The following is a 24,034-nucleotide window of genomic DNA, read 5'->3' on the forward strand; positions in this document are numbered from 1 at the left end:
CGAGACCTCGGCCGGGCCACCGACCGGGCCCGAAGGTCCTGAGCACGCTCCAGACAGGAGAATCCCACTCCATGCCGTTCGCCGACACCACACTCCGCGACGAGTACGCGGCGGCCGTCGAGCGAGTGGCGGGCCGGGTCCTCGACGCCCTCCGGGGCGCCGGGGACCCGGCCGCGCCCACCCGCCGGTCCGCACCGGACGCCGCCGCCCGGCTCGCCCACGCGACGCCCGAGGGCCCCCTCCCCGCCGAAGGCCCCCTCTCCCGAGCCGAGTTGGCCGCGGTGCGAGTCCTGGGGCCCGACCTCTTCGCCGCCCAGCTGCTCGCCGGCCAGCGCCTCGACGGACCGACCGCCGACGCCGCGACCGAGGCCCTCGGCACCTTCCCGATGAGCGCGGCCTCCCCCGCCCCCGGCGCCGCGACCACCACCGCCGCCGCCTCCGCCGCGAGCCCGGCCGCAACGGGCGCCGCGCTCGCCAACGCCTGGCGGGACCGGGCCACCGCGCAGCTCGTCGCGCTGGCGGGCCGCCCCGTCCCGGCACTGGGCCCCGACCCGGTCCGCCCCCAGGAGCCCACCCCGCGCGACTGGCCGCGGTGGTCCGTGGACATGGCCCGGCTCTCCGCCCTCGCCCTCCCCCGACTCGACGGCCCCGTGCACGAACTGGCCCGCCGCCACTCGCTGACGCTGGCACGCGGCGTCACCCGCTCCATGCTCCGCCGCGACTACCGCACCGCCGCCCGGCTCGCCCGCTGGCTGGCCTGGAACGAGGCGGACGGCGGCCCGGCGCACCTGGACCTCGGACCCGTCCTGGACCGGATCCGCGCGGTCGGCGACGGCAGCACCCGGATGTGGCTCGAACTCGCCATCACCGAACAGCTGTCGAGCGCCGGCGAACCCTCCGGCGGGCGCACTGGCGGGAATCCCGACGGGCATTCCGGCGACTCATCGGACGGAGCGGCAGCATGACGGACAGTCAGATCATCGCCATCGCCCAGCAGGTCGGATCGAAGTCGCTGCGCTGGCTGCACGCCTACTACGAGAGCGGCCTCGGCGGCTTCCAGGAGGACGTCACCACCGACCTCGCCAACCCCAACGAGATCTACAAGCCCCTCGGTGAAGTCGCCCTGGCCACCGGCCTGCTGCTGCGCGAGGGGGTCGCCGGCGCCGACGACACGCGGATCGCCCGCCAGGTCATCGACCTCGCCTGGGCCGAACTGCGCGAGGGGGACCTGCTGTACGACCGGCAGCTGCGCTACCCGCTGATGACCGACCCGCTGGAGGTCTACGTCCACTTCGCGCGGGCCGGCTTCCGCCACCCGGCCCTGGAGGACCAGCTGGCGACGCTGAACCGGCTGCACTCCGTCCGGGCCGCCGAGCAGCTCCCCAGCCGCCGTCTGGCCTCGGCCAACGCCCGGCGCGTGATCGGCCTGGACCAGCTGGAGGACTGGAACGAACTGGCCGCCGCCACCTGGCTGGGCGCCACGCCCGAGCCGTGGATCATCGACTGGCTCACCGCGTACTACGTCACGCACTCCGTCTTCCACCTCACCGACTGGGGCGCCCGCCCCGAGTGCCTGCCCGCGCACATCCGCGACTACCTGCGCGACTGGCTGCCGGCCTGGCTCGACGTCTGGCAGGAGGTCGGCCACTGGGACCTCGTGGGCGAACTGCTCATCGTCGCCGCCTGCATCGGCGAGCTCGACCAGGGCACGACGGGCTGGGCCGCGCTGGCCGCCGCCCAACTGCCCGACGGGCTCCTGCCCAAGGACGCCAACACGGCGACGGAGGGGGACCCGGCCCAGCTGCTCACCGACCACGGGCACACCGCCGTGGTCGCCGTGGTCGCCGCCACCACCACCCTGGCCCGCGCTCTCGGCGGCACGACCGGGGCCTCGGCGGGCGCGCCGGCGGTGGCGGTCGGGGCGCCGCCGGAGCACTAGGTGGACTCCCTCGGCGACGCTTCGAAGGACGACGACCCTTGGGGTGAACCGGAGTTGACTGAACTCGTCCGCGCCGCCGGACCGGGCGCCAGCGCCGTGACGCTCGCCGTGGCACAGGGCGAGCGTCAGGCGGTGCGGTGCGCCGGACGGGTGGACCACGACGCCGGCGAGCCCTGCACGCCCGACACCGTCTTCGAACTGGGCTCCATCACCAAGACGTTCACCGCCCTGCTGCTCGCCGAACTGGCCGCGGGAGGCGAGCTCGCCCTCGACGACCCGGTGGAGCGGCACCTCCCGGCCGACTGGCGGCCCGCCGACGTCCAGCGCGGCGGGCCGATCCGGCTGCTCCACCTGGCCACCCACACCTCCGGCCTGCCGAGGCTGCCGCCGGGACTGATGACCAGCGCCGTCGCGGCCTGGAGCAGCAATCCGTACGCCGCGTACGGCGACCGGCAGCTTCGGGCGGGCCTCGCCCGGACCACCGTGCGGCACCGGCCGGGCGAACGGTTCGGCTACTCCAACTTCGGGGTCGGGCTGCTCGGGCGGCTGCTCACCGAGGCGGGCCGCGGCGCGGGCTACGCGGAACTGCTCGCCGACCGGGTCTGCCGCCCGCTCGGGCTGCGGGCCACCACCTGCTCGCCCGACTCGCCGCACCGGGCGATCGGCCACCGGCACGGGCATCCGCTGCCGCCGTGGCGCATCCCCGGCCTCCCGGGCGCGGGCGCCGTCCGGGCCAGCGGCGCCGACCTGCTGCGGTACCTGCGCGCGCACCTGCGGCCGGGCGAGGGCGGGCCGGCGGGCGGGGGCACGTTGGGGGAGGCCCTTCGGGAGGTGCAGCGGCCGCGGCTGAGACTGCCGCGGTCGGGCGACCGGCTCTGCCTGGCCTGGAACCTCCGGCGCACCCGGGACGGCCGGGACCTCCTCTTCCACTCCGGCGGCACCCGCGGCTGCACCACGCTCATCGCGTTCTGCCCGCAGACCGCCACCGCCGTCGCCGCCCTCTGCAACGCCGGCCCGAGCCGGCGGGACAACTTCGCGCAGGCGGCCTACGACGTCTTCAAGCAGTTCGCCCGGGCGGCGGACGCGGCGTGAAAGCGGGGCGACTGACAGATGACAGCTGACAGCTATTGAAATCCGTCAGCTGTCATCTGTTAGCTGATATCTGTCAGCTGTCAGTTGTCAGCCGCCGCTCGTCAGCTCCGCCCGTCACCGCCGCTCGGAGCGGGCGGCGGTGTCGGCGGCACCGCCGGCGCCGACCGCGCGCAGGCGGGTGGCGGCGGTGGCGGCGAGCTGGGGCGCGAGGCGGGCCACGTCGCGGGAACCGACCACCGCGATCAGCGACGGCAGGACCCAGCGGACCGGCTGCATGCCGCGCAGCCAGGCCTGGGCGTAGACGTGGGCGGAGCGCCGGGCGATCCCGGCGACCAGGCGGTCCACCGCCGGCTCCAGCGGGTACGTCTTGTTCGCCGGCCACGGCAGCCGCGAGCGCATCTGCTTGAGCACGGTGTCCTCGTCGGCCCCGCGCACCATGTCGGTGTCGGTCCAACTCAGGTAACCCACACCCACCTTGACACCCTCATGGGCGACCTCGGCGCGGATCGCGTGGGCGAAGGCCTCGACCCCGGACTTGCTCGCGCAGTACGCGCTCATCAGCGGTGCCGGGATGAGCGCGGCCAGCGAGGCGATCTGCAGCAGATAGCCACGACTCTCGGCGAGCACCGGGAGGAAGGCCCGGGCGGTCGCCACGCTGCCGAGCAGGTTGACCTCGATCACCCGGCTGAACGCCCGGTGGTCGTTCTGCAGCAGCGGGCCGCCGATCGCGATGCCCGCGTTGGCGACGACGGCGTCGATCCGGCCGTAGTGCTCCTTGATCCGCCCGGCGAGTTCGGTGAGCGCCTCGACGTCGGTGACGTCGGCCTCCCAGGCGGTGGCGTCCGGGCCGCACTGGGCGGCCACGGCCTTGAGCTCCTCCGGCTCCAGGCCGAGCAGCGCGACCTTGGCGCCGCGACGGGCGAGGGCGCGGGCCAGCGAGGCGCCGACGCCACGCGCGGCTCCGGTGACGACGACGACCTGGGCGGAGAGCGGCGGGGTGGCGGTCATGCGACGGCGGTCCTCTCGGGGTCGGTATCGGTCGTGGCGTCGACGGCGGCAAGGGCGTCCGTGGCGTCGGCCGTGGCCGTTGCGGGCACGTCGGCACGGACGCCCGGCAGGTGAGCGGTCGCCATCCGGTCGATCTCGGCGGCGATCTCGGCCGGCCGCTCGATCGGCGCCATGTGGCCGACCCCGGGCAGCAGAAGCAGCCCCTGCGGGTCCGCCAGCGCGGCGACCATCCGCTGCGCGTGCACCGGCGGCGTGAGCCGGTCCTCGGCGCCGACCACGACGGACGTCGGCGCGGCGAGTCGGGCCAGCCCCGCGCGGACGTCCAACCGGTCCAATACCTGAGCCCAGTTGGCCCGCACGCCGGTCGGACAGGCGCGCACGATCCGGACCGCCGCCTCGACATGGGCGGCGGGCGCGCCCCTCCCCACGATCCCGTACCCGAGCGCGGCCCGGGCGACCGGACCGACCGGACCGAGCGGCAGCCGGGAGCGCAGGATCCGCCGGTGCAGGAAGCGCCGCACCCCCGGGGAACGCACCGCCCCCGGGACCACGCGCAACTCCTCGACCAGGTCGGACGGTCCGGTGGAGACCAGAACGGCCGCCGCCGTGCGCTCGGCGACCTCGGGCCGGGCGGCGCCCGCCATGACGGTCATGCCGCCCATGCTGTGCCCAACCAGCACGGCCCGCTCGCCCTGCGGGACGACCTGGGTGAGCACCGCCGCGAGGTCCTCGGCCAGTGCGCGGGTGGAGTAGCGCACCCGGCTCGGCGGGATCTCGCTGAGCCCGTGACCGCGCTGGTCGTAGGCCACCACCCGGTACCGGTCGGCGAGCCGGTGGATCACCGGCGCCCAGAACCGCGTCGAGCAGGTCCAGCCGTGCGCGAGCACGACCGTCGGGGCGCCGGGCTGTCCGTGGACCTCGACGTGCAGCCTGGTCCCGTCGGCCGAAAGGACGGCCAACTCCTCCGCGGGCACGGGATGCAGGAAGTCGGCGGGAATCGGCGGGCGACTCATACCAGGACCTCCCCGGCCTCGGCGGCGATCCCGGGCGGGCCCGGGCGGCGTTCCTGACGAAGGGTCAATTCATATTCGGCGAGGTCGACCTTCCGGGTGGCACGGCGGAACGAGGTGGTCGACCCCGGCCAGAGCACGGTGTTCTTACCGCTCTTGTCCAGGTACCAGCTGCGACAGCCGCCGGTGGTCCAGACGGTACGGCCCATCCGGTGCTGGAGTTCGAGGTTCCACCGGCGCTGCGCCCGGGCGGTGGGCTGCATCGCGGCCGCACCGATCCGGCCGAGCGTGGTCAACGCGTCGATCATGTAGTTGAGTTGGGACTCGATCATCAGGATCATCGAGCTGTTGCCGAGGCCGGTGTTGGGGCCGATGACGAAGAAGAAGTTCGGGAAGCCGTGCACGGTGGAGCCGCGCAGCGCCTCCATGCCGTCCTTCCACTCCTCGGCGAAGCTGGTGCCGTTGGCTCCGAACACCCTGGAGCCCAGAGGCATGTCGGTGACGTGGAAGCCGGTCCCGAAGACGATCGCGTCCGCCTCGTGCTCGCTTCCGTCGGCGGCGACCAGGGTCGAGCCGCGCACCTCGCGCAGGCCGCCGGACACCACCTCGGTGTTGGCCGCGGCGAGCGCCGGGTAGTAGGTGTTGCTGAGCAGGATGCGCTTGCAGCCGATCCGGTAGTCGGGGGTGAGCCGGGCGCGCAGGGCCGGGTCGGCGACGCCGTCCGCGATGTGCCGCTCGGCGAGTCGCTGGACCAGTTTGAGCAGGCCGGGCCGCCGGACGAAGGCGTCCACCTGAAGCTCGCGCAGCGCGAACAGCGCGCCGCGGCGCACCTTGGTGGTGAACGGGAGCCGGCCGTGCAGCCACTTCTCCAGTTCGGTGATGGTCCGGTCACGGCGCGGCAGGACCCAGGCCGGGGTGCGCTGGAAGACCGTCAGCTTCCCCACCCGCGGCTGGATCGCCGGGATGATCTGGGCGGCGGAGGCCCCGGTGCCGACCATCGCGACGCGCTTGCCGGCGAGGTCGAGGTCGTGGTCCCAGCGGGAGGAGTGGAACACCGCTCCGGGGAAGGAGTCCAGACCGGGCAGGTCGGGGATCTGCGGGTCGGCAAGTGGTCCGGCGGCGGCGACGATCGCGTCCGCCGTCCAGCGGCCGGCCGTGGTGGTGATCCGCCAGCGGGTCCGCTCGACGTCCCAACGGGCTTCGACGACCTCGGCGTTGAGCCGCAAGTGGGGGCGGATGCCGAAGACGTCAGCGACCTTCTCCAGGTAGGCGCGGATGTCCGGCTGGCCGGAGAAGCTGCGCGGCCAGTCCGGATTGGGGGCGAAGGAGAAGGAGTAGAGGTGGGAGGGGACGTCGCAGGCGCAGCCGGGGTAGCTGTTGTCCCGCCAGGTACCGCCGACCGAGTCGGCGCGCTCCAGGACGACGAAGTCGGTGATGCCGGCACGGCGCAGCCGGACGCTCGCGCCGAGGCCGCCGAAGCCGGAGCCGATGACGGCCACCCGGACGTGCGGGACGGGCTGTTCGTCGACGGGCTGTTCGCCGGTGGGCCGCTCCTCGGCGACCTTCTCCGTGACGGACTGCTCCTCGCCGGATGCGGCCCGGCCGGGCACGGTCGCGGCGGCGTCAGCGGCGGCGTCAGCGGCGGCGTCGGGGTCCGCTTCGGACGCGCGGGGGCGGGGGCGCTTGCTGCTGGATGCCATGCGGCGTCCTCCTGGAGGGTGGGGGCCGTGGGGCGCGTGTCACCGCTGCTCGGCGGGGCGCGGGTCACGCCAACCGCGCCAGCAATCACTGGCACGATTGGCAGGTTAGCCCTTGTTGACACTTGATGGAAGAAGCCCGACGGACCCGACCGGACGATCGCCGGTCCTATGCTGAGCGCCGTGGACAAGGTCGAAGCTGCTACCGAGGACGGACACCGCGAGTTCCGGGTGGAGGAACTGGCCCGGGCGGCCGGGATCACCACCCGCACCCTGCGCTTCTACCGCGAACGGAAGCTGCTCCAGCCGCCCCGCAAGGAAGGACGGATCGCCTGGTACGGCGAGGGCCACCTGGCCCGGCTGCGGATGATCGCCGAACTGCTGGAACGCGGCCACACCCTCGGCGGCATCGCCGAACTCATCGGCGCCGGCGAGAGCGGGCGGGACGTCGCCGAGCTGATCGGACTGGAGGCGGCGATCGTCGCGCCGTGGTCCGACGAGACGCCGGTCCACCTCGGCTGGGACGAGCTGAAGGCGGCCCTCGGCGACCAGCTCACCGAGGAGAACACCGCCGAGTCCGTCGCCCAGGGCTTCGTCACGATCGAGGAGGACGGGGTCACCCACGTCAGCCGGCGACTGATGGACGCCACCACGGCGCTGGTCGCGGAGGGCGTGCCGCTCTCGGTGGTGCTGGAGGCCAGTCGGCAGACCCAGGAGCACGTGACGGCGATCGCCGAGGTCTTCACCTCCCTGGTGCGCGAGCACCTGCTCGGCGCACTGGCCGCCGACACCCCGCTGCCGCCCGGCGAGGCCGCCCGGCTGACCGAGCAGGTCCTGCGGATCCGACCCCTCGCACGGACGGTCACCGACGCCCAGTTCACCCTGGCGATGGACCGCCGCGTGCACGCCGAGTACGACGAGGTGCTTCGCCAGCGCATGGAGCACCGGGAAGACGACTGACAGCTGACAGATGACAGCTGATGAAATCTGTCATCTGCTATCTGTCAGCTGTCAGTTGTCAGCCCCCACGGCCGCCCGCAGGCGTAGCGATCCGCGGCACGGGCAGGGATGGGACGCCTCGCCGTCTGCCACCGGAACGGAGTCGCCCGATGCCCGATGCCGCCGACCGCCCCCTGCCCGCTCTTCCGACCCGCCGCCGGCTGCTCGCCCTGACCGCCGGGCTGGCCTCCGGGCTCGCGCTCACCGCCTGCGGCTCCGCCGGCCCGGCGAAGGCGGGCGGATCGAACGCCCCGGACGGCCGCGTCGTACGGCACGCGCGCGGCGAGAGCACCGTCCCGACACGGGCCGGCCGGGTCGTCGTCCTGGACACCGACGCCCTGGACTCCGCCGTCACCCTGGGCATCACCCCGGTCGGCGCCACCACCGTCGCCGCCGGCGCGCCGCTCTCCGCCTACCTCCCCGCCGAGCGCCTCGCCGGGATCAAGACCGTCGGCACCATCGGCTCGCCCGACCTGGAGGCCGTCGCCGCCCTCCGTCCGGACGTCATCATCAGCAACCAGGTCCGCGACGACAAGCGCTACGACGAGCTCTCCAAGATCGCGCCGACCGTGCTGAGCAGGACCACCGGCCCCGCCTGGAAGGAGAACGTCCGGCTGCACGCCGAGGCCCTCGGCCGTCAGACCGAGGCAGCGTCCGCCGAACAGGCGTACCGGGCGAAGCTCGCCGAGGTGGTCGCCGCGCTCGGCGGGCCGCAGAAGGCGGCGGCCCTCAAGGTCGAGGTGGCCCGCTTCCTGGCCGGCGCGCCCACCCGTCTGTACCTCAACGACACCTTTGTCGGCTCGATCCTCGCCGACCTCGGCGTCGGCCGCCCGGCCAACCAGGACAAGCCCGGTTTCTCGATCGAGATCAGCCCCGAGCAGGTCGACCAGGCCGCCGCCGACGTCATCTTCTACTCGGTCTACGGCGACGCAGCCAAGTCCGACCAGGCGAAGATCGTCGGCGGCACGCTGTGGAAGAGTCTCGACGCCGTCCGCAACGGCAAGGTCTTCCAGGTCGACGACAACCTCTGGATGCTCGGAATCGGTTACACCGGAGCCGGTCTGATCCTCGATCGGATCCGCCAAGACCTCGCCGCCTGACGTGACCGGACCTACCATCCGATCATGATCGAAGGAAAGAAAGTACGGCTGCGCGCCCTGCGCGCCGAGGACGCGAAGCACCAGCTCCGTTGGCGCAACAATCCCGAGGTGATCCGGCAGGCGGCGGCCGGGGACCCGAGATTCGGCCCGACCACCGCCGAGGCCCTGGCGGACCGGTTCGACCGGATCCTGCGGCTCGACCCGCGCGAGGCCTGCATGCTGACCGTCGAGGAGACGGCCGGCGGCCGTCCGATCGGTCTGGTCGACTACCGGGGCCTCGACCCGTACGAGGGCGTCGCCGAGGTCGGGATCGCCATCGGCGAACGGAAGTTCTGGGACCGCGGCTACGGCTCCGAGGCCCTCGGCCTGCTGGTGGACCACCTGTTCGGCGCCTTCCCGCTGCACCGGCTGGAGCTGGACACCTGGAGCGGCAACGCCCGCGCCGCCCGCGCCTTCACCCGCCTCGGCTTCCGCGAGGAGGGGCGCCGCAGGGCCGCCGTGCTGCTGGCCGGCGTCCGCTATGACCGGCTGCTGTTCGGCATGCTCCGCCAGGAGTGGGAGGAGCAGCGCGGCCTCACCGCACCCGACAGCCCTCACGACACCCCCGGCGGCCCCTTCATCGGACCGCCCGGCACCCCCGAAACACCCACAGCGCCGCCCGCAACACCCGACACGCCCGGCGCGCCCGACACGCCCGACACGCCCGACACGCCCCCGGCGAGTCGTAAGCGCAACGCCGAGAGCGCCTCCTCCCGGGCATCCGATGTCGGGTGGGGCTCCGTGAGCACCATCCTCGCCGTCGAATAGGCCTCGCCCGGCAGCCTGGGCGGCGTCCACGACGGGTCGGCGAACGTGTGCAGCCTCCCCTCGGTGAGCGCGAACCGGGGCAGTGCCACCCCGAACTCCGAGGCGAGCGCGGCCAGCAGGCCGTACTCGCCCTGGCGGCCGTGGGCGTGCGGACCGAAGTGACGGTCCGGGTCGAGAGCGGGCGGAACCTCCGTCGTTCCACGGCGCCCGATCTCCGGTCCGCGCACCGTGAACCCGTACCGCTCCGCGCCGCCGTCGGCCACGGACAGATGGAAGAATCCCGCCTCCGGCTCGACGAACACGGCGAGCGCGCGCCCGCCCGTCCGGCCGGAGGCGGTCACGGCGGGGGTCGCGACACGCGGCGCCACCGACCCCGCGAGCCCCACGGCCCCCGTCGCACCCAGCGCCACCGGCGACGTCCGCGCCTCGAAGGCGAAGCTCCACCCGGCCCCGCCGTCGCCGCCCGCATGGCCGACGAGGGCGGGCTGCGGGTCCTCGGAGGAGAAGACCGTCCGCTCCCGGAGCCGGTCCGTCCCGGCCTCCCAGCGGGTCGCGGGCGGGTCCAGCACCGCCCCGTCCCCGGCGAGGACGGCCGGTAGTTCCTCCGGGGCCACCCCCTCCACCAGCACGAAACGGTACGGCCGGGGCCGACCGGAACGCGGCTCCAGGGCGAGCCAGGCCAGTCCGTCGCCCACGGCTTCCGGCTCCGCCGCCGCCCGCTCCCCCACCTCCGCGTCGGGCAGGCCGCGCGGCGTGGCGAGCAGCTCCAGCCCGCGCTCCGTCGTGAGCAGCGGCCCGAGCAGCGGGTCCGCGAGCAGCCCGACGGGCGCAAGGTGGTCCGGCCCCACCGGTGCCCACCGCGGCAGCGCGGCGCGCAGCGTCCGCCAGGCGGCCTCCGTACCGCCCCAGCGCGCCTGCTCCCGTGCCCGTTCGACCGCCTCACCGAACGGACCGGCCGCGGTGTAGCGGTACTCGCGTTCGCGCACCTGCCGGAGCACCTCGTCGGCCGCGGCCCGCAGCTCGCCGCTGTCCACCCGCAGCGTGTACCCCCACGCCGCCGCGTCGCGCCCCCTCCGCGCGTGGTGGACCGCGAGCACCGGTATCACCTCGCCGAGGAAGGCGGGGTCGCGCGGCAGCTCGCCGAACGTCGGCTCGGAGCGGTGCCGGCCGAACCCGCGCAGCTGGTCGAGCATGCCGGCAGCCCGGGGCCGTCCGTACGCGACGGCTTCCGCCAACGCCTCCGCCGCCCGTTCGTACGCCCCCGTCAGAGCGTCCAGCCGGGCAGCCTCGACACGCGCGTCCTGCTCCCGGGTGGTGGCGTTGACGAACGACGCGGCGCACCGGTGGGCGGCCAGCCGGTGGAACTCCTGGTGCATGGCGACCATGAACGCCCGGAACGACGGGTACCGCTCCGGCGGCGCGGCCCGCCACGAGGCGTAGCAGTAGACCGCCCACTCCCCGTCGGCGTCGACGTCACCCGGGTCGAGCAGGACGAGCGTCGCGTCGGACTCGACGTCGAGCTGCAGGGCCCGCTGCCACAGGCCCTCCGTCTCTCCTTCGTCGAAGTACTCGCTGAGCCCACGGGCGTCCCGGTGCCACCGCGCGTCGCCGGCCCCGGCCAGCCGGTAGACGAATCCTCCCGCGTGGCGCCACCCGTCGCTCACCGCGAGGAACTCCCGGTACGACGGCGGCAGCACGCACCCCAGCTCCGCCTGCACCGCCGCGACCCGCTCGGCCGGCGCCGCGTCGAACCCCAGCCACCGCGCCCGCCACGCCTCCTCGTCGCCCTCCCGGAGCTCCCCCGGATCGGTGCACGCCCCGGCCCACTCCTCACTCCACCGGGCGAGGAAGGACCGCCAGTCGAATGTCTGTCCCGTCATGGCGGTGATCCTTGCACGCACCACTGACAATTCCTGTCCGTCCGTCAACTCCTCGATCGCGAACGGGCATCGATCGCGCGTCACGGCCCGGAACACCATGCGGCAGTCCCTATGCTGTGCGCCGAAGGGACCGGCACCGCACGCCCGTCCCGGCAGACCGAGGGGGGAACCTCGCACATGGAACAGGTCCTGGAACTCGCGCGGACGGCGGGACCGGCGGTGACCGGCATGCTGCTCGGCACGTCGTGGCGCCGGATCCGCGACGGGATCGTCGCGCTGTGGCAGCAGGTCGCGCCGGAGCAGGGCGAGGAGATCGGCGCCGCGCTCGACACGGCGCACGAGCTGCTCGTCGCCGCGCAGGCCCAGGGGGACGAGACCACCGCGACGCGCACCGGGCGCGAGTGGGAGCAGCGCTTCACCTGGCTGCTGCTCCAGAACCCCGAACTGGCGGACCGGCTGCGCGCCCTGCTGGCGGCCGACCGGTCGGCTCCGTCGGCGGGTACCGTCGTCAGCGGGCGGGCCCAGTACGGGCAGGCGAACGGTGACGGAAGCGTTTACAACGCACACGGCGACATCACGATCACCAGGTGAGCACGGGACACACCGGCCCGCCGATCGGCCCGCCGCCCGGCGGCCAGTGGGGGCACACGACGGGCAGCGGCGACTCCTTGAACGCCGGAAACAACATCAACATCATCCAGCCACCCCCACCACCGCCGCCGCGCCGCTCCCGGGGATGGATCGTCGTCGCCTGCCTCGCCCTGGTCTGCGCGGCGGTGGCGGGCGCGCTGCTCGACCGGAAGCTGACCGAGGGAGACGCCGTCAGCGCCGATACCCGGACCGCGGCGGCACCGCAGTCCTCCCCCGCGACACCGACGCCGCCGACAGTGCCGCCGGCAGCCACTACGCCGCCACCCGCGCCCGCCGAGCCCGGCTTCACGCTCGCGCCGACCACCACCGCCCCCGCACCCGCGCCCGTACCCGTGGCCACCACACCACCGCCACCGACCACGACGGCCCCGGCCAAGGACGCCGTCCGCTACAACGGACCGGTCCGCCTGTCCGGCTCGATCGACCTCGACGCGAACCCGCCACAGCTGACCGGCGACGACGTACCGGGCGTCCTCGGCGGCTTCGGCGTGCTCTATACGAGCTACACCAGCGGCCGGGGCGCCATGGCCTCGGGCCGCAGCGGTGTCTTCCCGAACTTCGGGCCGGGACTCGCCCCCTACAAGGACGACGCCACCCCGACCCGCAAGCGGTGCTCCGACCTCCTCCACTCCCAGGCGACGGACTCCCTGGTGATCGAGACGAACACCCGCTTCTGCGTCCGGACCGTCAACGGCCGCATCGGCCTGGTGACCGTCGAGGACTACGCCGCCGCCCCGTTCGGCAGCGGCGCCTTCAACGGCCACGCCCTCATCTGGGAGGGCGACGGCTGACGTTCCGTGGAGGAACGGAGCAGGAAGTCGGGCCCGCCGACTTCCTGCTCCGGGACTCGAAGAGTTGTGGGCACGGGGGCTGCGGCGTACGGGAAGGGGAACGGAGTGGGCAGGCGTGACTACGAGGACGATCCGGACGCGCCGGCGGCGAACAGTCTGGTGCCGGCGGCTTCGATGGTCGTCGTCGACGAGGCGACGGGCCGGGTGCTGTTGCAGCGACGGACGGACAACGGGATGTGGGCGCTGCCCGGGGGAACGATGGAGTTGGGCGAGTCGATCGGCGCGTGCGCGGTGCGGGAGACGTTCGAGGAGACCGGGATCGAGGTGGTCGTCACCGGGATCGTCGGCACCTACACCGATCCGCGCCACGTCATGGCGTACGACGACGGCGAGGTGCGGCAGGAGTTCTCGATCTGTCTGCTGGGGCGGCCGGTCGGGGGTGCGCTGCGGACCTCCGACGAGTCGTACGAGGTCGGCTGGTTCACGGCGGAGGAGAGCGACCGGCTGCCGATGGTGGCGAGTGTGCGCAAGCGGCTCACGGACTCGCGCGCCGGCGCGGGGCCGGTGGTCCGCTGAGGAGGCCGGCGGACGGGGCCGGCGGCGGGCCGGTCTCGACGGCCGGCGTGGGCCGGGTGAGACTGGTCCGGTGATCGAGATCCGTGTTCTGACGCCCGCCGATCCCGCCGACTGGCCGCTGTGGCGGGACGCGCGGTTGGCGTCGCTCGCCGAGGCCCCGTACGCGTTCAAGGTGCGGCTGGCGGACTGGCCGACGGGCGGCGAGGAGCAGTGGCGGGCCCGGTTCGCGCGGGCGGATGCCGTGCACGTGGTCGCGGTGGGTGCGGACGGGCAGCCGGTCGGGCTTGCCGGCGGGCTCCCCGGGCCGGACGACGGGCGGGACGGCGGGCGGGACGGCGGGGGCGGGGTGAGCGAGCTGCGGTCGGTGTGGGTCGGGCCGCGGGCGCGAGGTCGCGGGATCGGGGACGGACTGCTCGGCGCCGTCGAGGCGTGGGCGCGGCGCCGGGGCAGCACGTCGTTGCGGCTCGCCGTACTGCCGGGCAACGCGGCCGCCGTCGCGCTCTACCGGCGGCACGGGTTCGTCGACGCGGGCGGGGACGGGGCGAACGGGGCGGCGGAGCGGGTGATGCTGAAGCGGCTCACGGCGTGACCGGCCCGGCCGCCGCCCGCTGGTCGCGCCTGGTGGTCGCACGGAGCACCCCCGCGCAACACCTCCGTACGCAGCACCTCCGCGCGGTGCGAACTCATCGTCCTCCTGGACGGCTTGTCGCTCGAGCACCGGAACTCCCCCACCGTCCGCACGGGTTGAAGGGAGCCGGCCGACACCGTCCGTCCCGGACGACGTCGAACTACGCACCGCCGACCTCGACCGGTCGTACGGGAGCGACAGCCGGACGGTCGTCCGTCCGGCCCAGGAACAGCTGCTCCCCGCCTACGGCCGCCGCTTTCCCGGGGTCGACATCTGACCGGAAGCGTCCGATTCGCGGTCAACCAGGGGTAAAGTCAGCGGGCATGGTCGAATCGACGGTTCCGATCCTCCCCTGTCAGGCCCTCCCGCCAGTGCTCGAGTTCTACACCGCGCTCGGCTTCGAGGTGACCCTCCATCAGACGAGCCCCAACCCGTACGCCGTGGTCCAGCGCGGCGGCATCCAACTCCACTTCTTCGGCATGAAGCAGTACGACCCGGGCGCCTCGTACAGCACCTGCCTTGTCCGCACGGACGACGTGGACGCGCTGCACGCCGCGTTCCAGGAGGGCCTGCGCTCCGCCTACGGGCGGGTGCCGACCCGCGGCCTGCCCCGGATCGGCCCGGTCGGCGACACCTCGCACGGCGTACGGCAGTTCCTGGTGACCGACCCCGGCGGCAACTGCCTGCGGATCGGCCAGCCGATCCGCGTCGACCAGCGCCACCGGCCGTCCCCCGAGGAGCCGTTCGCGAAGGCGCTGCACCACGCGGCACTGTTCGCCGACTCGAAGGAGGACCCGGCCGCGGCCGCCCGGGTGCTGGACCGCGCGCTGGCCCTGCCGGACGGGCCGCCCGCGCCGGTGCTGCTGTTCCGCATCCTGGCCCTGCGCGCCGATCTGGCGCACCGCCTCGCGGACGGCGCGAGCGCCGAGGCGTTCACCCGGCGGGCCGAGCGGGTCGCGACCGAACTGACCGAGGAGGAGCGCGAGTCGGTCCGCGACGACCTCAAGCGGCTGGCAGACGTGCTGCTCTGAGCGAGCGTCAGGGCCGGGCTCCGACGCACCAGGGTCCTTGAGCAGCGCGAACGGCGTGCACGACGCGTACGGCGCGGCCGGCGCGCCGCTCCGGGACCCTGCGCGCGGTCAGGAGCTCCAACTACGGGTGCAGAGCACCAGGCGGTAGCCGTCCGGGTCGGCCACGGTGACTCCATACTCGTCCCAGTACGGATTGTGGGCGGGGACCCGGCTGCCGCCCGCCTCCTCCAGGCGCCGCACCAGCGCGTCGTCGACGGGGGCTCCGAGGTAGACGACGAAGAGGTCGTCGACGGTGGGCGTCGGCTCGACCGGGCGCTCGGGGTCGCGGGTGAGCTCGAAGTGCCAGCCACCGCCGGACGGGCCGACCATCAGGAGGTCGTGCTCGCCGGAGACGCGTTCGGTGCTGCGCCACAGGACGGCCAGGCCGAGGCCGTCGACGTAGAAGCGCTCGGCCGCAGCGAGGTCCCGGGAGGGGCGCGCGACCCGGATGTGGGTGGTGGAGTCGATCACGGGCGCCGAGCCTACCCGCGTGCCAGAGCCGGCGCAGCCGCTCCTCGTCACCGGTACGCGGGCAGGCGACGCAGGCCCCGGGCGGGCTCGACGGCTCAGCGCCCGGAAGTCGGCGGCGCCGGGGAGAAGCTGACAATTGACAGCTGACAGATATTGAAATCTGTCAGCTGTTATCTGTCAGCTGTCATTTGTCAGCACCCGTCCGCCGACAACCTCCCCGCCCCGCCGCACGCCGACTCCGCACTGACGTGCGAAAGTGGTAGCCGGCGAAGGGAGCGCGCGCGTGCTGATGGAAAAGGTGGCGGAGATCATCGCCGAGGCCTCGGCCGAGGCGGTGGAGCCCCGGTTCCGGGCGCTGGCGGCGGGCGAGGTGATGGAGAAGGCCCCCGGCGAGGTGGTCACCGTCGCCGACCGGGAGGCCGAGGTGATCATCGCCCGACGATTGCGCGAGCTGCTGCCCGTCCCGGTGGTGGGCGAGGAGGCCGTCGCGGCCGACCCGGCCCTCGGCCGGGCGCTGCACGCGGAGCCCGCCGTCTGGCTCGTCGACCCCGTCGACGGCACCGCCAACTTCGTCGCCGGCCGGCCCGAGTACGCCGTCATGGTCTCCCTGGTGCGCGACGGTCGGACGGTCGCCTCCTGGATCCGGCACCCCGTCACCGCCACCACCTACACCGCCGAGCTCGGCGCCGGCGCCTGGCGCGACGGCCACCGCCTGACCCGCACGCCCGCCGCCGCCGACCCGGCCAAGTGGCGCGGCTCGGTGAAGAGCCGCTTCCTCGATCCCGCGCGCCGCCGCCTGATCGAGGCCAACAGCGCCGCCTTCGGCGAGCTGGGCCCGGGCCGCCACGCCGCCGGCGTCGAGTACCCGGACGTCGTCGAGGGCGCCATGGACTTCCTCCTCTACTGGCGCACCCTCCCCTGGGACCACGCGCCCGGCTCCCTCCTCCTCACTGAGGCCGGCGGCCGTGCCGCCCGGTTCGACGGCACCCCGTACGCCCCCGAGCCCCCCGGCGGCGAGGACGGCCTGCTGGTCGCCGCCGACCCGGCCACCTGGGAGCGCTGCCGCGCGCTCCTGCTCGCACCGTAGGCACCCGGCGGCAAGCGGCCACGGCCGGGCTCCTGCACGTCGCGATCATGACGTCACGGCGCCTGGTCGCGCCGGTCCTCGGCGCCCTCCTCCTGACCCCCGCCTGCACCTCCGCACCCGGTCACGATTCCGCGGCCTCCTCCGCGCACCCGTCGGCCGAGGAGCCGTCGGAGTCGCCGAAGCCGCCGGTGGCGGTGCACTCGCTGACCGCGGCGGAGGTGCAGAACGGCTGGTGGGGCTGGGCGGTGTCGACCGAGGCGGAGCACAGCCCGGTGCTCGACACGACCGGCCGGTGGTGCGCCGAGCGCCAGCGCGAAAACCTCTGGTACCTGGCCGGCACGACCGGCGGGGAGGTCGTCGACCGGACCTGCACCGTGCCCGTCGGCGTCCCGGTGCTGTTCCCGGTGGTGACGATGTTCGGCGAGTCCGCCGACTGCCAGGAGTTCATGGACACGGCCAGGGGCTCCGCCACGCTGGACGGTGCCCCGCTGACCGCCGAGCCGATCGGCGCGACCCCGATCGGGTTCTTCGGCACCCCCGGCAACGCCTTCGGCGAGGCCGCGGAGGACGCCGGCGACACCTGGTCCTGCGGCCTGTGGGTGCGGCTGGACCCGCCGGCACCCGGGAACCACGAACTGACGATCCGGGGCGAGTCCGGCACCCTCGACTTCTCCACCGGGGTGAACTACCACCTGCGGGTCGCCACCCCCGCCCCCCACCGGGGCCGTCTGAGCTACCGTGCCGCGCTCCACGCCTCCCGGCCCGCCCGGACGACCTCGGCGAGCAGCCCGGCGACCTCCTCGGCGGTGGTGTGCGGATTGAGCAGGGTCAGCTTGAGCCGGACCCGCCCCGGGCCCTCGCCGGGCAGTTCGGTGCGGCCGACCACGGCCCGGCCGGAGCGCAGCAGCGCACGGCGCAGTTCGGCGTTGACCCGGTCGAGCACCACCGGGTCGACATCGGCCGGGTCGACATCGGCCGGGTCGACGCCGGCCGGTTCGCGCACCGCAGGCCCCGCGGGACCGGCCTGCGTCGGCCGGTAGCGGAACAGCAGCGCGGTGAGGACCGGTTCGGTGTGCAGTTCCAGCTCCGGCTCCGCCCGGACGGCGTCGGCGGCGGCGAGGGCGAGGTCGTGGCAGGCGTCGACGAGCCGGCCGAGTCCGGCGCGGCCGAGGGTGCGCAGGGTGACGGCGAGCTTGAAGGCGTCCGGCCGCCGGGTGGTGCGCAGCGAGAGGCCCAGCAGGCTCGGGTAGCCGGCCCGTTCGTCGTCGGCCGGGTTGAGGTAGGCGGCCCGGCGGGCGAGCGAGACGTACGTCTCGGCGCGGCGGACCAGGAAGACCCCGGCGGCGGCCGGCTGCCAGCCCAGCTTGTGCCAGTCCAGCGAGACGGAGTCGGCCCGTTCGATGCCCGCCAGCAGTGGGGCGAGCCGGTCGGAGAGCAGTGCGCCGCCGCCGTACGCGGCGTCGACGTGCAGCCAGGCACCGTAGCGGGCGGCGAGGTCGGCGACGGCGGGCAGCGGGTCGACGGCGCCGGTGTCGGTGGTGCCGGCGGTGGCGACGACGGCGAGCGGGGTGGCGCCGGCCCAGCCGGTCTCCGCCAGGGCGCGTTCGAGTGCGGCCGGGTCCATCCGCAGCTCGCGGTCGACGTCGACGGGAACGACGGCCCGTTCGCCGAGGCCGAGCAGAGCCGCCGCCCGCTGGACGGAGAAGTGCGCGGCCCGGGAGGCGAAGATCCGCGGCCGGGTACCGGCGGGCAGGCCGAGCAGGCCGTCGAGTTCGACGATGCCGTCGAGTTTCTGGTCGCGGGCGAGCATGAGGCCCATGAGGTTGGACTCGGTGCCGCCGGAGGTGAGCACCCCGGCGGCGAGCTCCGGGTCGTAGCCGACCAGGGCGGCGAGCTCGGCGATCAGCCCGGTCTCCAGCGCGGTCGCGGCGGGGGCCTGGTCCCAGGAGTCCTGGGACGGGTTGAGGGCGCTGACGGCGAGGTCGGCGGCGGCGGCGACGGCGAGCGGCGGGCAGTGCAGGTGGGCGGCGCAATGGGGATCGGCCGGGTCGGCGGCGCCGTGGGCGAGGAGTTCGGTGAGGCGGGCGAGGGCGTCGCGGCCGTGCGCGGCGGCGAGTACCTCGGCGGTCCGGGCGGCGAGGTCGGCGGGGCGGCCGGTGGGCAGTGGGCCGCCGCGCCGGGTGGCGCCGGTCTCCAGCGCGTCGAGGACGGTGGCGAGCAGCGGACCGAGCGCGGCGGGCCCGCCGACCCCGCCGGACAGGGCGTCCAGCGGTCCGGCCCCGCCGAGCAGCCCGTCGACGTCCGGCCCGCCCACGCCGACGCCGCCGATCCCCCCGCCCGCACCCGAGCCCCCCGCCCCGCCGGCACCGTCCCCGCTCACGCGGACACCGCCGGCCCGGCCGCCGAGGCCGCCGCGATGGCGTCGGCGAGCCGGTCCAGCACCGCGGCCGCCTGCTCGTCCGTGACGGTGAGCGGGGGCAGCAGCCGCAGGACGGCGTCGTGCCGCCCGCCGAGTTCGACGATCAGTCCGCGTGCGAGGCACGCCTCGCGCACCCGGACGGCGAGCCCGGGGGCGGCCGGCCGGGCCCCGCAGGCGTCCGGTTCCGCCGCCGGGTCGACGAGTTCCACGCCGATCATCAGCCCGCGCCCGCGGACGTCCCCGATCACCGGCAGTTCCCGGGCCAGCGCCCGCAGCCGTTCGGTCATCCGCGCGCCGACCAGCGCCGCCCGCTCGGCGAGGCCGTTCGCGGCGACGTGGCGCAGGGTGGCGGCGCCGGCCGCCATGGCGAGCGTGTTGCCGCGGAAGGTGCCGGTGTGCGCGCCGGGCCGCCAGCCGTCGTACTCCTCGCGGTAGACGACGACGGCGAGCGGCAGGCTGCCGCCGATCGCCTTGGAGAGCACCATCGCGTCCGGCAGGATCCCGCTGTGCTCGACCGCCCACATCGCGCCGGTGCGGCCCACGCCGGTCTGCACCTCGTCGACGACGAGCGGGATGCGGCGCTCGGCGGTGATCCGGCGCATCGCGCGCAGCCAGTCGTCGGGCGCCGGGACGACGCCGCCCTCGCCCTGGACGGCCTCCAGGATCATCGCGGCGGGCGGGACGACGCCGCCGGAGGGGTCGTCGAGCAGCCGCTCGACGTAGGTGGCGGACAGGTCGGCGCCGGCGTCCCCGCCGACACCGAACGGGCAGCGGTAGCCGTAGGGGTAGGGCAGCCGGACCACCTCGCCGCCGCCGGGCAGCGGCTCCTTGACGGCGACGTTGCCGGTGAGCGCGAGGGCGCCGGCGGTCATCCCGTGGTAGGCGCCGGTGAAGGCGAGGGCGCCGGAGCGGCCGGTGGCGGTCTGCATCAGTTTGAGCGCGGCCTCGACGGCGTCCGTCCCGGCGGGGCCGCAGAAGTGCACGCGCGCGCCGTCGGCGAAGGCGGGCGGCAGGCTCTCGAACAGGGCGGTGGTGAAGTCGTCCTTCTCGGCGGTGGCGAGGTCGAGCAGGTGCAGCGGGGCGCCGCTGTCGAGGGTGCGGCGGATCGCCTCCAGGACGACGGGGTGGTTGTGGCCGAGGGCGAGGGTGCCGGCGCCGGAGAGGCAGTCGAGGTAGCGGCGGCCGTCGGCGCCCTCGACGGTCATGCCGTTGGCGCGCACCGGGACGATCGGGAAGGAGCGCGCGTAGGTGCGGGCGGCGGACTCCCGGACGCGCTGGCGCCGCAGTACGGCCTCGGCCGGGGCGGGAGTCGGCACGGCGGTTGGCACAGGAGTTGGCACAGGAGTCGGTACAGGCGTTGGTACGGGGGTTGGCACGGGGACGGTCGGACCGGTGGCGGGCTCAGCGGCGAGCGTCAAGGTGGGCTCCCAAGAATTTAGGTGAGGCTAACCTTACTTCCCCGCCTCGCCCGGATCCGCCCCGGCCTCCGGAAACCACCCGCGCGAGTGACAGCGGACCCGTTTCCCCAACGAGCGACCCGCCCGGAGGTCACGGTCCGGGCGACACCACCGCGCGCTACCCTCACCGCATGCCGTCCACCCCGCCCTCGCCGTCCACCCCGCCCGGCCCGGACACCGGCGCCGGCCTCGGCCCCGACGCCGCCGCGTACGCCGCCGAACTGGCCCGCACCCGCGCGTTCTTCGCCGTCCGCGCCGCCGACTGGGACGCCAAGTTCCCCGACGACGGCCCGCGCTACGCCGCCGCCGTCGCCGAACTCGCCCTGCGCCCGGGCGAGTCCGTGCTGGACGCGGGCTGCGGCACCGGCCGCGCCCTGCCGCCGCTGCGCGCGGCGGTCGGCCCGGCCGGCCGGGTGCTCGGCGCCGACGTGACCCCGGAGATGCTGCACGAGGCCGCCGCCCGCCACCCCGGCACCGCCGAGCTGCTGGTCGCCGACTGCGCCCGGCTCCCCCTGCCCGACGCCGCGCTGGACGCGGTCTTCGCCGCCGGCCTGCTCTCCCACCTGCCCGACCCGGCCCGCGCCCTCGGCGAACTCGCCCGGGTCGCCCGCCCCGGCGCCCGGCTCGCGCTGTTCCACCCCGTCGGCCGCGCCGCCCTCGCCGCCCGCCACGGCCGCGCCGTCACCCCGGACGACCTGCGGGCCGAGCCCAACCTCCGCCCGCTGCTCACCGCCGCCGGCTGGCGCCTGACCTCCTACACCGACGCCGACGACCGCTACCTCGCCCTCGCCGAGCGGACGCCGGACGCTGCCGCCGGGGAGACGGCCGGCCCGGACACGAGCGGGAGCGCCACCCGGCCGTGATCACCGGCATGCCAGACTCGGAACCCTCCGCACCCGAACCGGGTGCCCGACGAGAGGAGCCGGCATGGCGCTCTTCGGCAACGCCCACCGCGTGGACAACGACGAGGCCCACAAGGAGTTCGCCCAGCTCTTCGGCGAGGGCGAGCAGCTCCGGGCCGCCTACCAACTGCTGCGCGACTCCTTCCTGTTCACCGACCGCCGGCTGATCCTGGTCGACAAGCAGGGCATCACCGGCAAGAAGACCGAGTACCACTCGATCCCCTACCGCTCGATCTCCCACTTCGCCGTGGAGACCTCCGGGAACTTCGACCTGGACGCCGAACTGAAGATCTGGCTGTCGGGCGCCGCGCTGCCGATCTCCAAGAACTTCACCAAGGGCGTGGACATCTACGAGGTGCAGGCCCTGCTCAGCGAGTTCGTCACCCGCTGACCCCGGCCGCTCAGAACACCAGGGCGAGCTTGCCGCCCAGCCCGCCCCGCCGGAACCGCTCGTGCGCCTCCCGGACCTCGCCGAGGCCGAACACGGCGTGCACCCGGGGGCGCAGCGCGCCGCGGTCGACCAGCGCGACCAGCTCGGCGAGCGCCGCGCCGTCCTCGCGCACCTGGTGGACCGTGGTGCGCACGCCCCGGGCCGAGAGGTCGGGGACGGGGCCGGCCTGGGTGGCGATCGACGCGTAGCGGCCACCGTCGGCCACCGCCCGCGTCGCGAACGCCCCGTACGTGTCGAAGACGGCGTCGTAGCCGCCCTCGCGCAGCTCGTCGGGGTCGGTGGTGGCCAGGCCGGCGCCGTGCTCGCGGGCGAAGGCGGCCTGCTCGCCCCGGGAGACCAGGGCGTCGACCTCGACGCCGCGCGCCCGGGCGATCTGCAGGGCCAGCCCGCCGACGGCCCCGGCGGCGCCGGCGATCAGCAGCCGCTCGCCGGCCCGCACGCCGAGCCAGTCGAGGGTCTGCCAGGCCGTCAGCCCGGGCAGCGGCAGCGTCGCCGCCGCGGCCGGCTCGACCGTCCTGGGCGCGCGGGCCACCGCCGCGACGGGCAGCGCGACCAGCTCGGCCCACGTCCCGCGCCCGGAGCCGAGCTGGTGCGACATCGCGACGACGGGCTCCCCGGCGCGCAGCCCGCTGCGGCCGCCGTCGACCACGGTGCCGGCGAGGTCCCAGCCGAGCGTCATCGGCAGCGGCGGCGTCCCCGGACCGATGGCGCCCTCCCGGGTCTTGTCGTCGACGGGGTTGATGCTGGTCGCGGTGGCCCGGATCAGCACCTCCCCGCCGGCCGCCGAGGGCTCGGGGGCGTCGACGACGCGCAGGACGTCGGGGGTGCCGAAGCGGTCGATCCGGATGGCGCGCACGGAGAGCCCTTCTCATACGGCGGTTGCGGTGTCACCGGGTCAACCGCCGCGACGATCATGGGAATTCCCGGCCGGCCGGGCGCCTCGGCCGGGGTCACGTCAGGCCAGGCCAGGCCAGGTCAGGTCACCGAGCCCTGTTCGAGGTACATGCTCCAGACACCCTCGTCGAAGTACGGGGTGTCGATCTCGATGCCGTCGTGCGACCGGGTGACACCGTTGATCTTGGTGATCCCCGTCTGCGGGTCCGTCCACAGCCAGGGCCCGCCGCTCGCCCCGTGGCCCAGCAGTCGGCAGGGCAGCTCCAGCAGGCTGGGGTAGAGGATCAGCCGCTCCAGGGTGCCGGTGCACGAGACCTGGTACTCGCCCTTGTCGAGGTTGACCGGGTAGCCGACGGCGGTGACGGTCACCTCGTCACGCTGGTTCACGATCAGGCCGTTCGCGCCGGTGGCGTCGACGATCCGCTTCCCGTCGGCGTTGGGGTTGACGGTGATCATCGCGACGTCCCACTCGGCGGCCCGCTCGTTGTCCAGCCAGTTGTTGAACACCCGGCCGTTCTTCCAGGTGAACCTCCCGTAGGCGGCGGCGTCGGAGCCGTTGTACCCCGGCACGTAGACCCAGTTGGCATTGAACCACTGCGGCTTCTCACCGTTCATCCGGCTGCCGCCCACCGCGGCGCAGTGCGCCGAGGTGATCACCATCATGCGCGAGGGGCTGTTCACGGCACTGGCCGAGCAGACCCCGGGCAGCTGGGTGGCGGGGTTGACGTAGAAGACGCGCCCCACCGTCCGGTCCACCGATGCCCTGCTCACCGACCGGTCGGCCGCGAAGCGGGCGGCCGCCTCGACGGCGGCGCCCCGCTTCCCTTCCCCCGACCCGCTCGCACCCTCGGCCCCCTCGTCCGCGGCGGCCCCGTCGGCCCCCTCGTCCCCGCCGGCCCCCTGGTCCGCGGCCAGCACGGCCGCCATCCGCTCCGGCGTCCAGTACGCCAGGGTCGCGGCGTCGTCCGCCGCGCTCGCCGAGGCGGTGGACATGCCGCGGGCCGGTTCGGTCCGGGGCTCCGCGCCCGCCGTCCCGACCGGCCCCAACCCCAACGTCACCGCGATCACGGCCCCGCACAACGCCCTCGGCCACTTCATCCGCGTC

23 protein-coding genes and 1 pseudogene are annotated in these 24,034 nt (G+C 74.8%); 14 read left to right on the plus strand and 10 right to left on the minus strand.

Annotated elements, in window-relative coordinates; all coding sequences use genetic code 11:
* Positions 1 to 71: 71 nt before the first annotated feature.
* From ACFVUH_RS01220 to ACFVUH_RS01230, 3 genes are read left to right on the plus strand one after another with little or no spacing between them, the layout of a single operon-like run.
* Entirely contained in the window at positions 72 to 965 is an 894-nt protein-coding gene (locus ACFVUH_RS01220; protein ID WP_387910341.1) for a hypothetical protein, read from the plus strand.
* The gene (locus tag ACFVUH_RS01225) at positions 962 to 1,939 is read left to right on the plus strand and encodes a DUF6895 family protein (RefSeq protein ID WP_387910343.1); all 978 of its coding nucleotides are present in this window, start codon (positions 962 to 964) and stop codon (positions 1,937 to 1,939) included. The genes ACFVUH_RS01220 and ACFVUH_RS01225 overlap by 4 nt, the downstream gene beginning before the upstream one ends.
* Before the next feature lie 54 nt (positions 1,940 to 1,993).
* The gene (locus ACFVUH_RS01230; protein WP_387910345.1) at positions 1,994 to 3,031 is read left to right on the plus strand and encodes a serine hydrolase domain-containing protein; all 1,038 of its coding nucleotides are present in this window, start codon (positions 1,994 to 1,996) and stop codon (positions 3,029 to 3,031) included.
* Positions 3,032 to 3,145: 114 nt separating this feature from the next.
* Here ACFVUH_RS01230 and ACFVUH_RS01235 read toward each other — a convergent pair whose 3' ends face one another.
* Genes ACFVUH_RS01235 through ACFVUH_RS01245 form a run of 3 tightly spaced genes read right to left on the minus strand, consistent with a single transcriptional unit; the run spans position 3,146 to position 6,749 of the window.
* Complete coding sequence (locus ACFVUH_RS01235) at positions 3,146 to 4,039, minus strand: SDR family oxidoreductase (RefSeq protein ID WP_355365732.1); 894 nt, start codon at positions 4,037 to 4,039, stop codon at positions 3,146 to 3,148.
* Positions 4,036 to 5,052, minus strand: coding sequence for an alpha/beta fold hydrolase (locus tag ACFVUH_RS01240; RefSeq protein ID WP_387910346.1), 1,017 nt, complete (start codon positions 5,050 to 5,052; stop codon positions 4,036 to 4,038). The genes ACFVUH_RS01235 and ACFVUH_RS01240 overlap by 4 nt, the downstream gene beginning before the upstream one ends.
* Complete coding sequence (locus ACFVUH_RS01245) at positions 5,049 to 6,749, minus strand: flavin-containing monooxygenase (protein ID WP_387910347.1); 1,701 nt, start codon at positions 6,747 to 6,749, stop codon at positions 5,049 to 5,051. The genes ACFVUH_RS01240 and ACFVUH_RS01245 overlap by 4 nt, the downstream gene beginning before the upstream one ends.
* 180 nt (positions 6,750 to 6,929) lie before the next feature.
* Here ACFVUH_RS01245 and ACFVUH_RS01250 point away from each other — a divergent pair, with 180 nt between their 5' ends.
* From ACFVUH_RS01250 to ACFVUH_RS01260, 3 genes and pseudogenes are all read left to right on the plus strand, one after another.
* Positions 6,930 to 7,706: a MerR family transcriptional regulator gene (locus ACFVUH_RS01250; RefSeq protein ID WP_387910348.1), complete on the plus strand. Its 777-nt coding sequence runs from the start codon at positions 6,930 to 6,932 to the stop codon at positions 7,704 to 7,706.
* Between the two features lie 149 nt (positions 7,707 to 7,855).
* Entirely contained in the window at positions 7,856 to 8,845 is a 990-nt protein-coding gene (locus ACFVUH_RS01255) for an ABC transporter substrate-binding protein (protein WP_387910350.1), read from the plus strand.
* A 24-nt stretch (positions 8,846 to 8,869) separates the two neighbouring features.
* A pseudogene (locus ACFVUH_RS01260) lies at positions 8,870 to 9,364 on the plus strand (GNAT family N-acetyltransferase); the annotation flags it as partial.
* Positions 9,365 to 9,438: 74 nt separating this feature from the next.
* On the opposite strand, the gene ACFVUH_RS01265 reads toward ACFVUH_RS01260, so the two are convergent.
* Positions 9,439 to 11,532 carry an SMI1/KNR4 family protein gene (locus ACFVUH_RS01265; RefSeq protein ID WP_387910352.1) on the minus strand — a complete coding sequence of 698 codons (2,094 nt, stop codon included), beginning with the start codon at positions 11,530 to 11,532 and terminating at the stop codon, positions 9,439 to 9,441.
* A gap of 177 nt (positions 11,533 to 11,709) precedes the next feature.
* Between ACFVUH_RS01265 and ACFVUH_RS01270 the strand changes: the two genes are divergently transcribed.
* From ACFVUH_RS01270 to ACFVUH_RS01290, 5 genes are all read left to right on the plus strand, one after another.
* Complete coding sequence (locus tag ACFVUH_RS01270; protein ID WP_355365714.1) at positions 11,710 to 12,123, plus strand: hypothetical protein; 414 nt, start codon at positions 11,710 to 11,712, stop codon at positions 12,121 to 12,123.
* Entirely contained in the window at positions 12,120 to 12,974 is an 855-nt protein-coding gene (locus ACFVUH_RS01275) for a hypothetical protein (protein ID WP_387910354.1), read from the plus strand. The genes ACFVUH_RS01270 and ACFVUH_RS01275 overlap by 4 nt, the downstream gene beginning before the upstream one ends.
* 105 nt (positions 12,975 to 13,079) lie before the next feature.
* Positions 13,080 to 13,550, plus strand: a complete 471-nt coding sequence (locus ACFVUH_RS01280) for an NUDIX domain-containing protein (protein ID WP_355365708.1) — start codon at positions 13,080 to 13,082, stop codon at positions 13,548 to 13,550.
* A gap of 70 nt (positions 13,551 to 13,620) precedes the next feature.
* Positions 13,621 to 14,139 (plus strand): GNAT family N-acetyltransferase, encoded by a 519-nt coding sequence (locus ACFVUH_RS01285; RefSeq protein ID WP_387910356.1) that lies wholly within the window; start codon positions 13,621 to 13,623, stop codon positions 14,137 to 14,139.
* Between the two features lie 362 nt (positions 14,140 to 14,501).
* Positions 14,502 to 15,209 carry a bleomycin resistance protein gene (locus ACFVUH_RS01290; protein ID WP_387910358.1) on the plus strand — a complete coding sequence of 236 codons (708 nt, stop codon included), beginning with the start codon at positions 14,502 to 14,504 and terminating at the stop codon, positions 15,207 to 15,209.
* Positions 15,210 to 15,317: 108 nt separating this feature from the next.
* On the opposite strand, the gene ACFVUH_RS01295 is transcribed toward ACFVUH_RS01290, so the two are convergent.
* On the minus strand, positions 15,318 to 15,719 hold the full coding sequence (locus ACFVUH_RS01295; RefSeq protein ID WP_355365699.1) for a VOC family protein: 402 nt from the start codon (positions 15,717 to 15,719) through the stop codon (positions 15,318 to 15,320).
* A 289-nt stretch (positions 15,720 to 16,008) separates the two neighbouring features.
* Between ACFVUH_RS01295 and ACFVUH_RS01300 the strand changes: the two genes are divergently transcribed.
* Positions 16,009 to 16,806 (plus strand): inositol monophosphatase family protein, encoded by a 798-nt coding sequence (locus ACFVUH_RS01300; RefSeq protein WP_355366036.1) that lies wholly within the window; start codon positions 16,009 to 16,011, stop codon positions 16,804 to 16,806.
* Positions 16,807 to 16,927: 121 nt separating this feature from the next.
* Here ACFVUH_RS01300 and ACFVUH_RS01305 read toward each other — a convergent pair whose 3' ends face one another.
* From ACFVUH_RS01305 to ACFVUH_RS01315, 3 genes are all read right to left on the minus strand, one after another.
* Complete coding sequence (locus ACFVUH_RS01305; RefSeq protein WP_387910361.1) at positions 16,928 to 17,341, minus strand: hypothetical protein; 414 nt, start codon at positions 17,339 to 17,341, stop codon at positions 16,928 to 16,930.
* A 198-nt stretch (positions 17,342 to 17,539) separates the two neighbouring features.
* Positions 17,540 to 19,186, minus strand: a complete 1,647-nt coding sequence (locus tag ACFVUH_RS01310; protein ID WP_387910363.1) for a pyridoxal phosphate-dependent decarboxylase family protein — start codon at positions 19,184 to 19,186, stop codon at positions 17,540 to 17,542.
* Positions 19,183 to 20,565: a diaminobutyrate--2-oxoglutarate transaminase family protein gene (locus ACFVUH_RS01315; protein ID WP_387910364.1), complete on the minus strand. Its 1,383-nt coding sequence runs from the start codon at positions 20,563 to 20,565 to the stop codon at positions 19,183 to 19,185. The genes ACFVUH_RS01310 and ACFVUH_RS01315 overlap by 4 nt, the downstream gene beginning before the upstream one ends.
* Positions 20,566 to 20,813: 248 nt before the next feature.
* Here ACFVUH_RS01315 and ACFVUH_RS01320 point away from each other — a divergent pair, with 248 nt between their 5' ends.
* Both ACFVUH_RS01320 and ACFVUH_RS01325 read left to right on the plus strand, forming a co-directional pair.
* Positions 20,814 to 21,545 (plus strand): class I SAM-dependent methyltransferase, encoded by a 732-nt coding sequence (locus tag ACFVUH_RS01320; protein ID WP_387910365.1) that lies wholly within the window; start codon positions 20,814 to 20,816, stop codon positions 21,543 to 21,545.
* A 64-nt stretch (positions 21,546 to 21,609) separates the two neighbouring features.
* Positions 21,610 to 21,975, plus strand: coding sequence for a PH domain-containing protein (locus ACFVUH_RS01325; RefSeq protein ID WP_387910367.1), 366 nt, complete (start codon positions 21,610 to 21,612; stop codon positions 21,973 to 21,975).
* 10 nt (positions 21,976 to 21,985) lie between these two features.
* On the opposite strand, the gene ACFVUH_RS01330 is transcribed toward ACFVUH_RS01325, so the two are convergent.
* The gene (locus tag ACFVUH_RS01330) at positions 21,986 to 22,891 is read right to left on the minus strand and encodes an NADP-dependent oxidoreductase (protein WP_355365678.1); all 906 of its coding nucleotides are present in this window, start codon (positions 22,889 to 22,891) and stop codon (positions 21,986 to 21,988) included.
* Between the two features lie 119 nt (positions 22,892 to 23,010).
* Positions 23,011 to 23,922 carry a trypsin-like serine peptidase gene (locus ACFVUH_RS01335; protein ID WP_387910370.1) on the minus strand — a complete coding sequence of 304 codons (912 nt, stop codon included), beginning with the start codon at positions 23,920 to 23,922 and terminating at the stop codon, positions 23,011 to 23,013.
* Positions 23,923 to 24,034: the final 112 nt, after the last annotated feature.

The sequence above is a fragment of the Kitasatospora sp. NPDC058032 genome (assembly GCF_042885845.1).
Taxonomy (GTDB): Bacteria; Actinomycetota; Actinomycetes; order Streptomycetales; family Streptomycetaceae; genus Kitasatospora.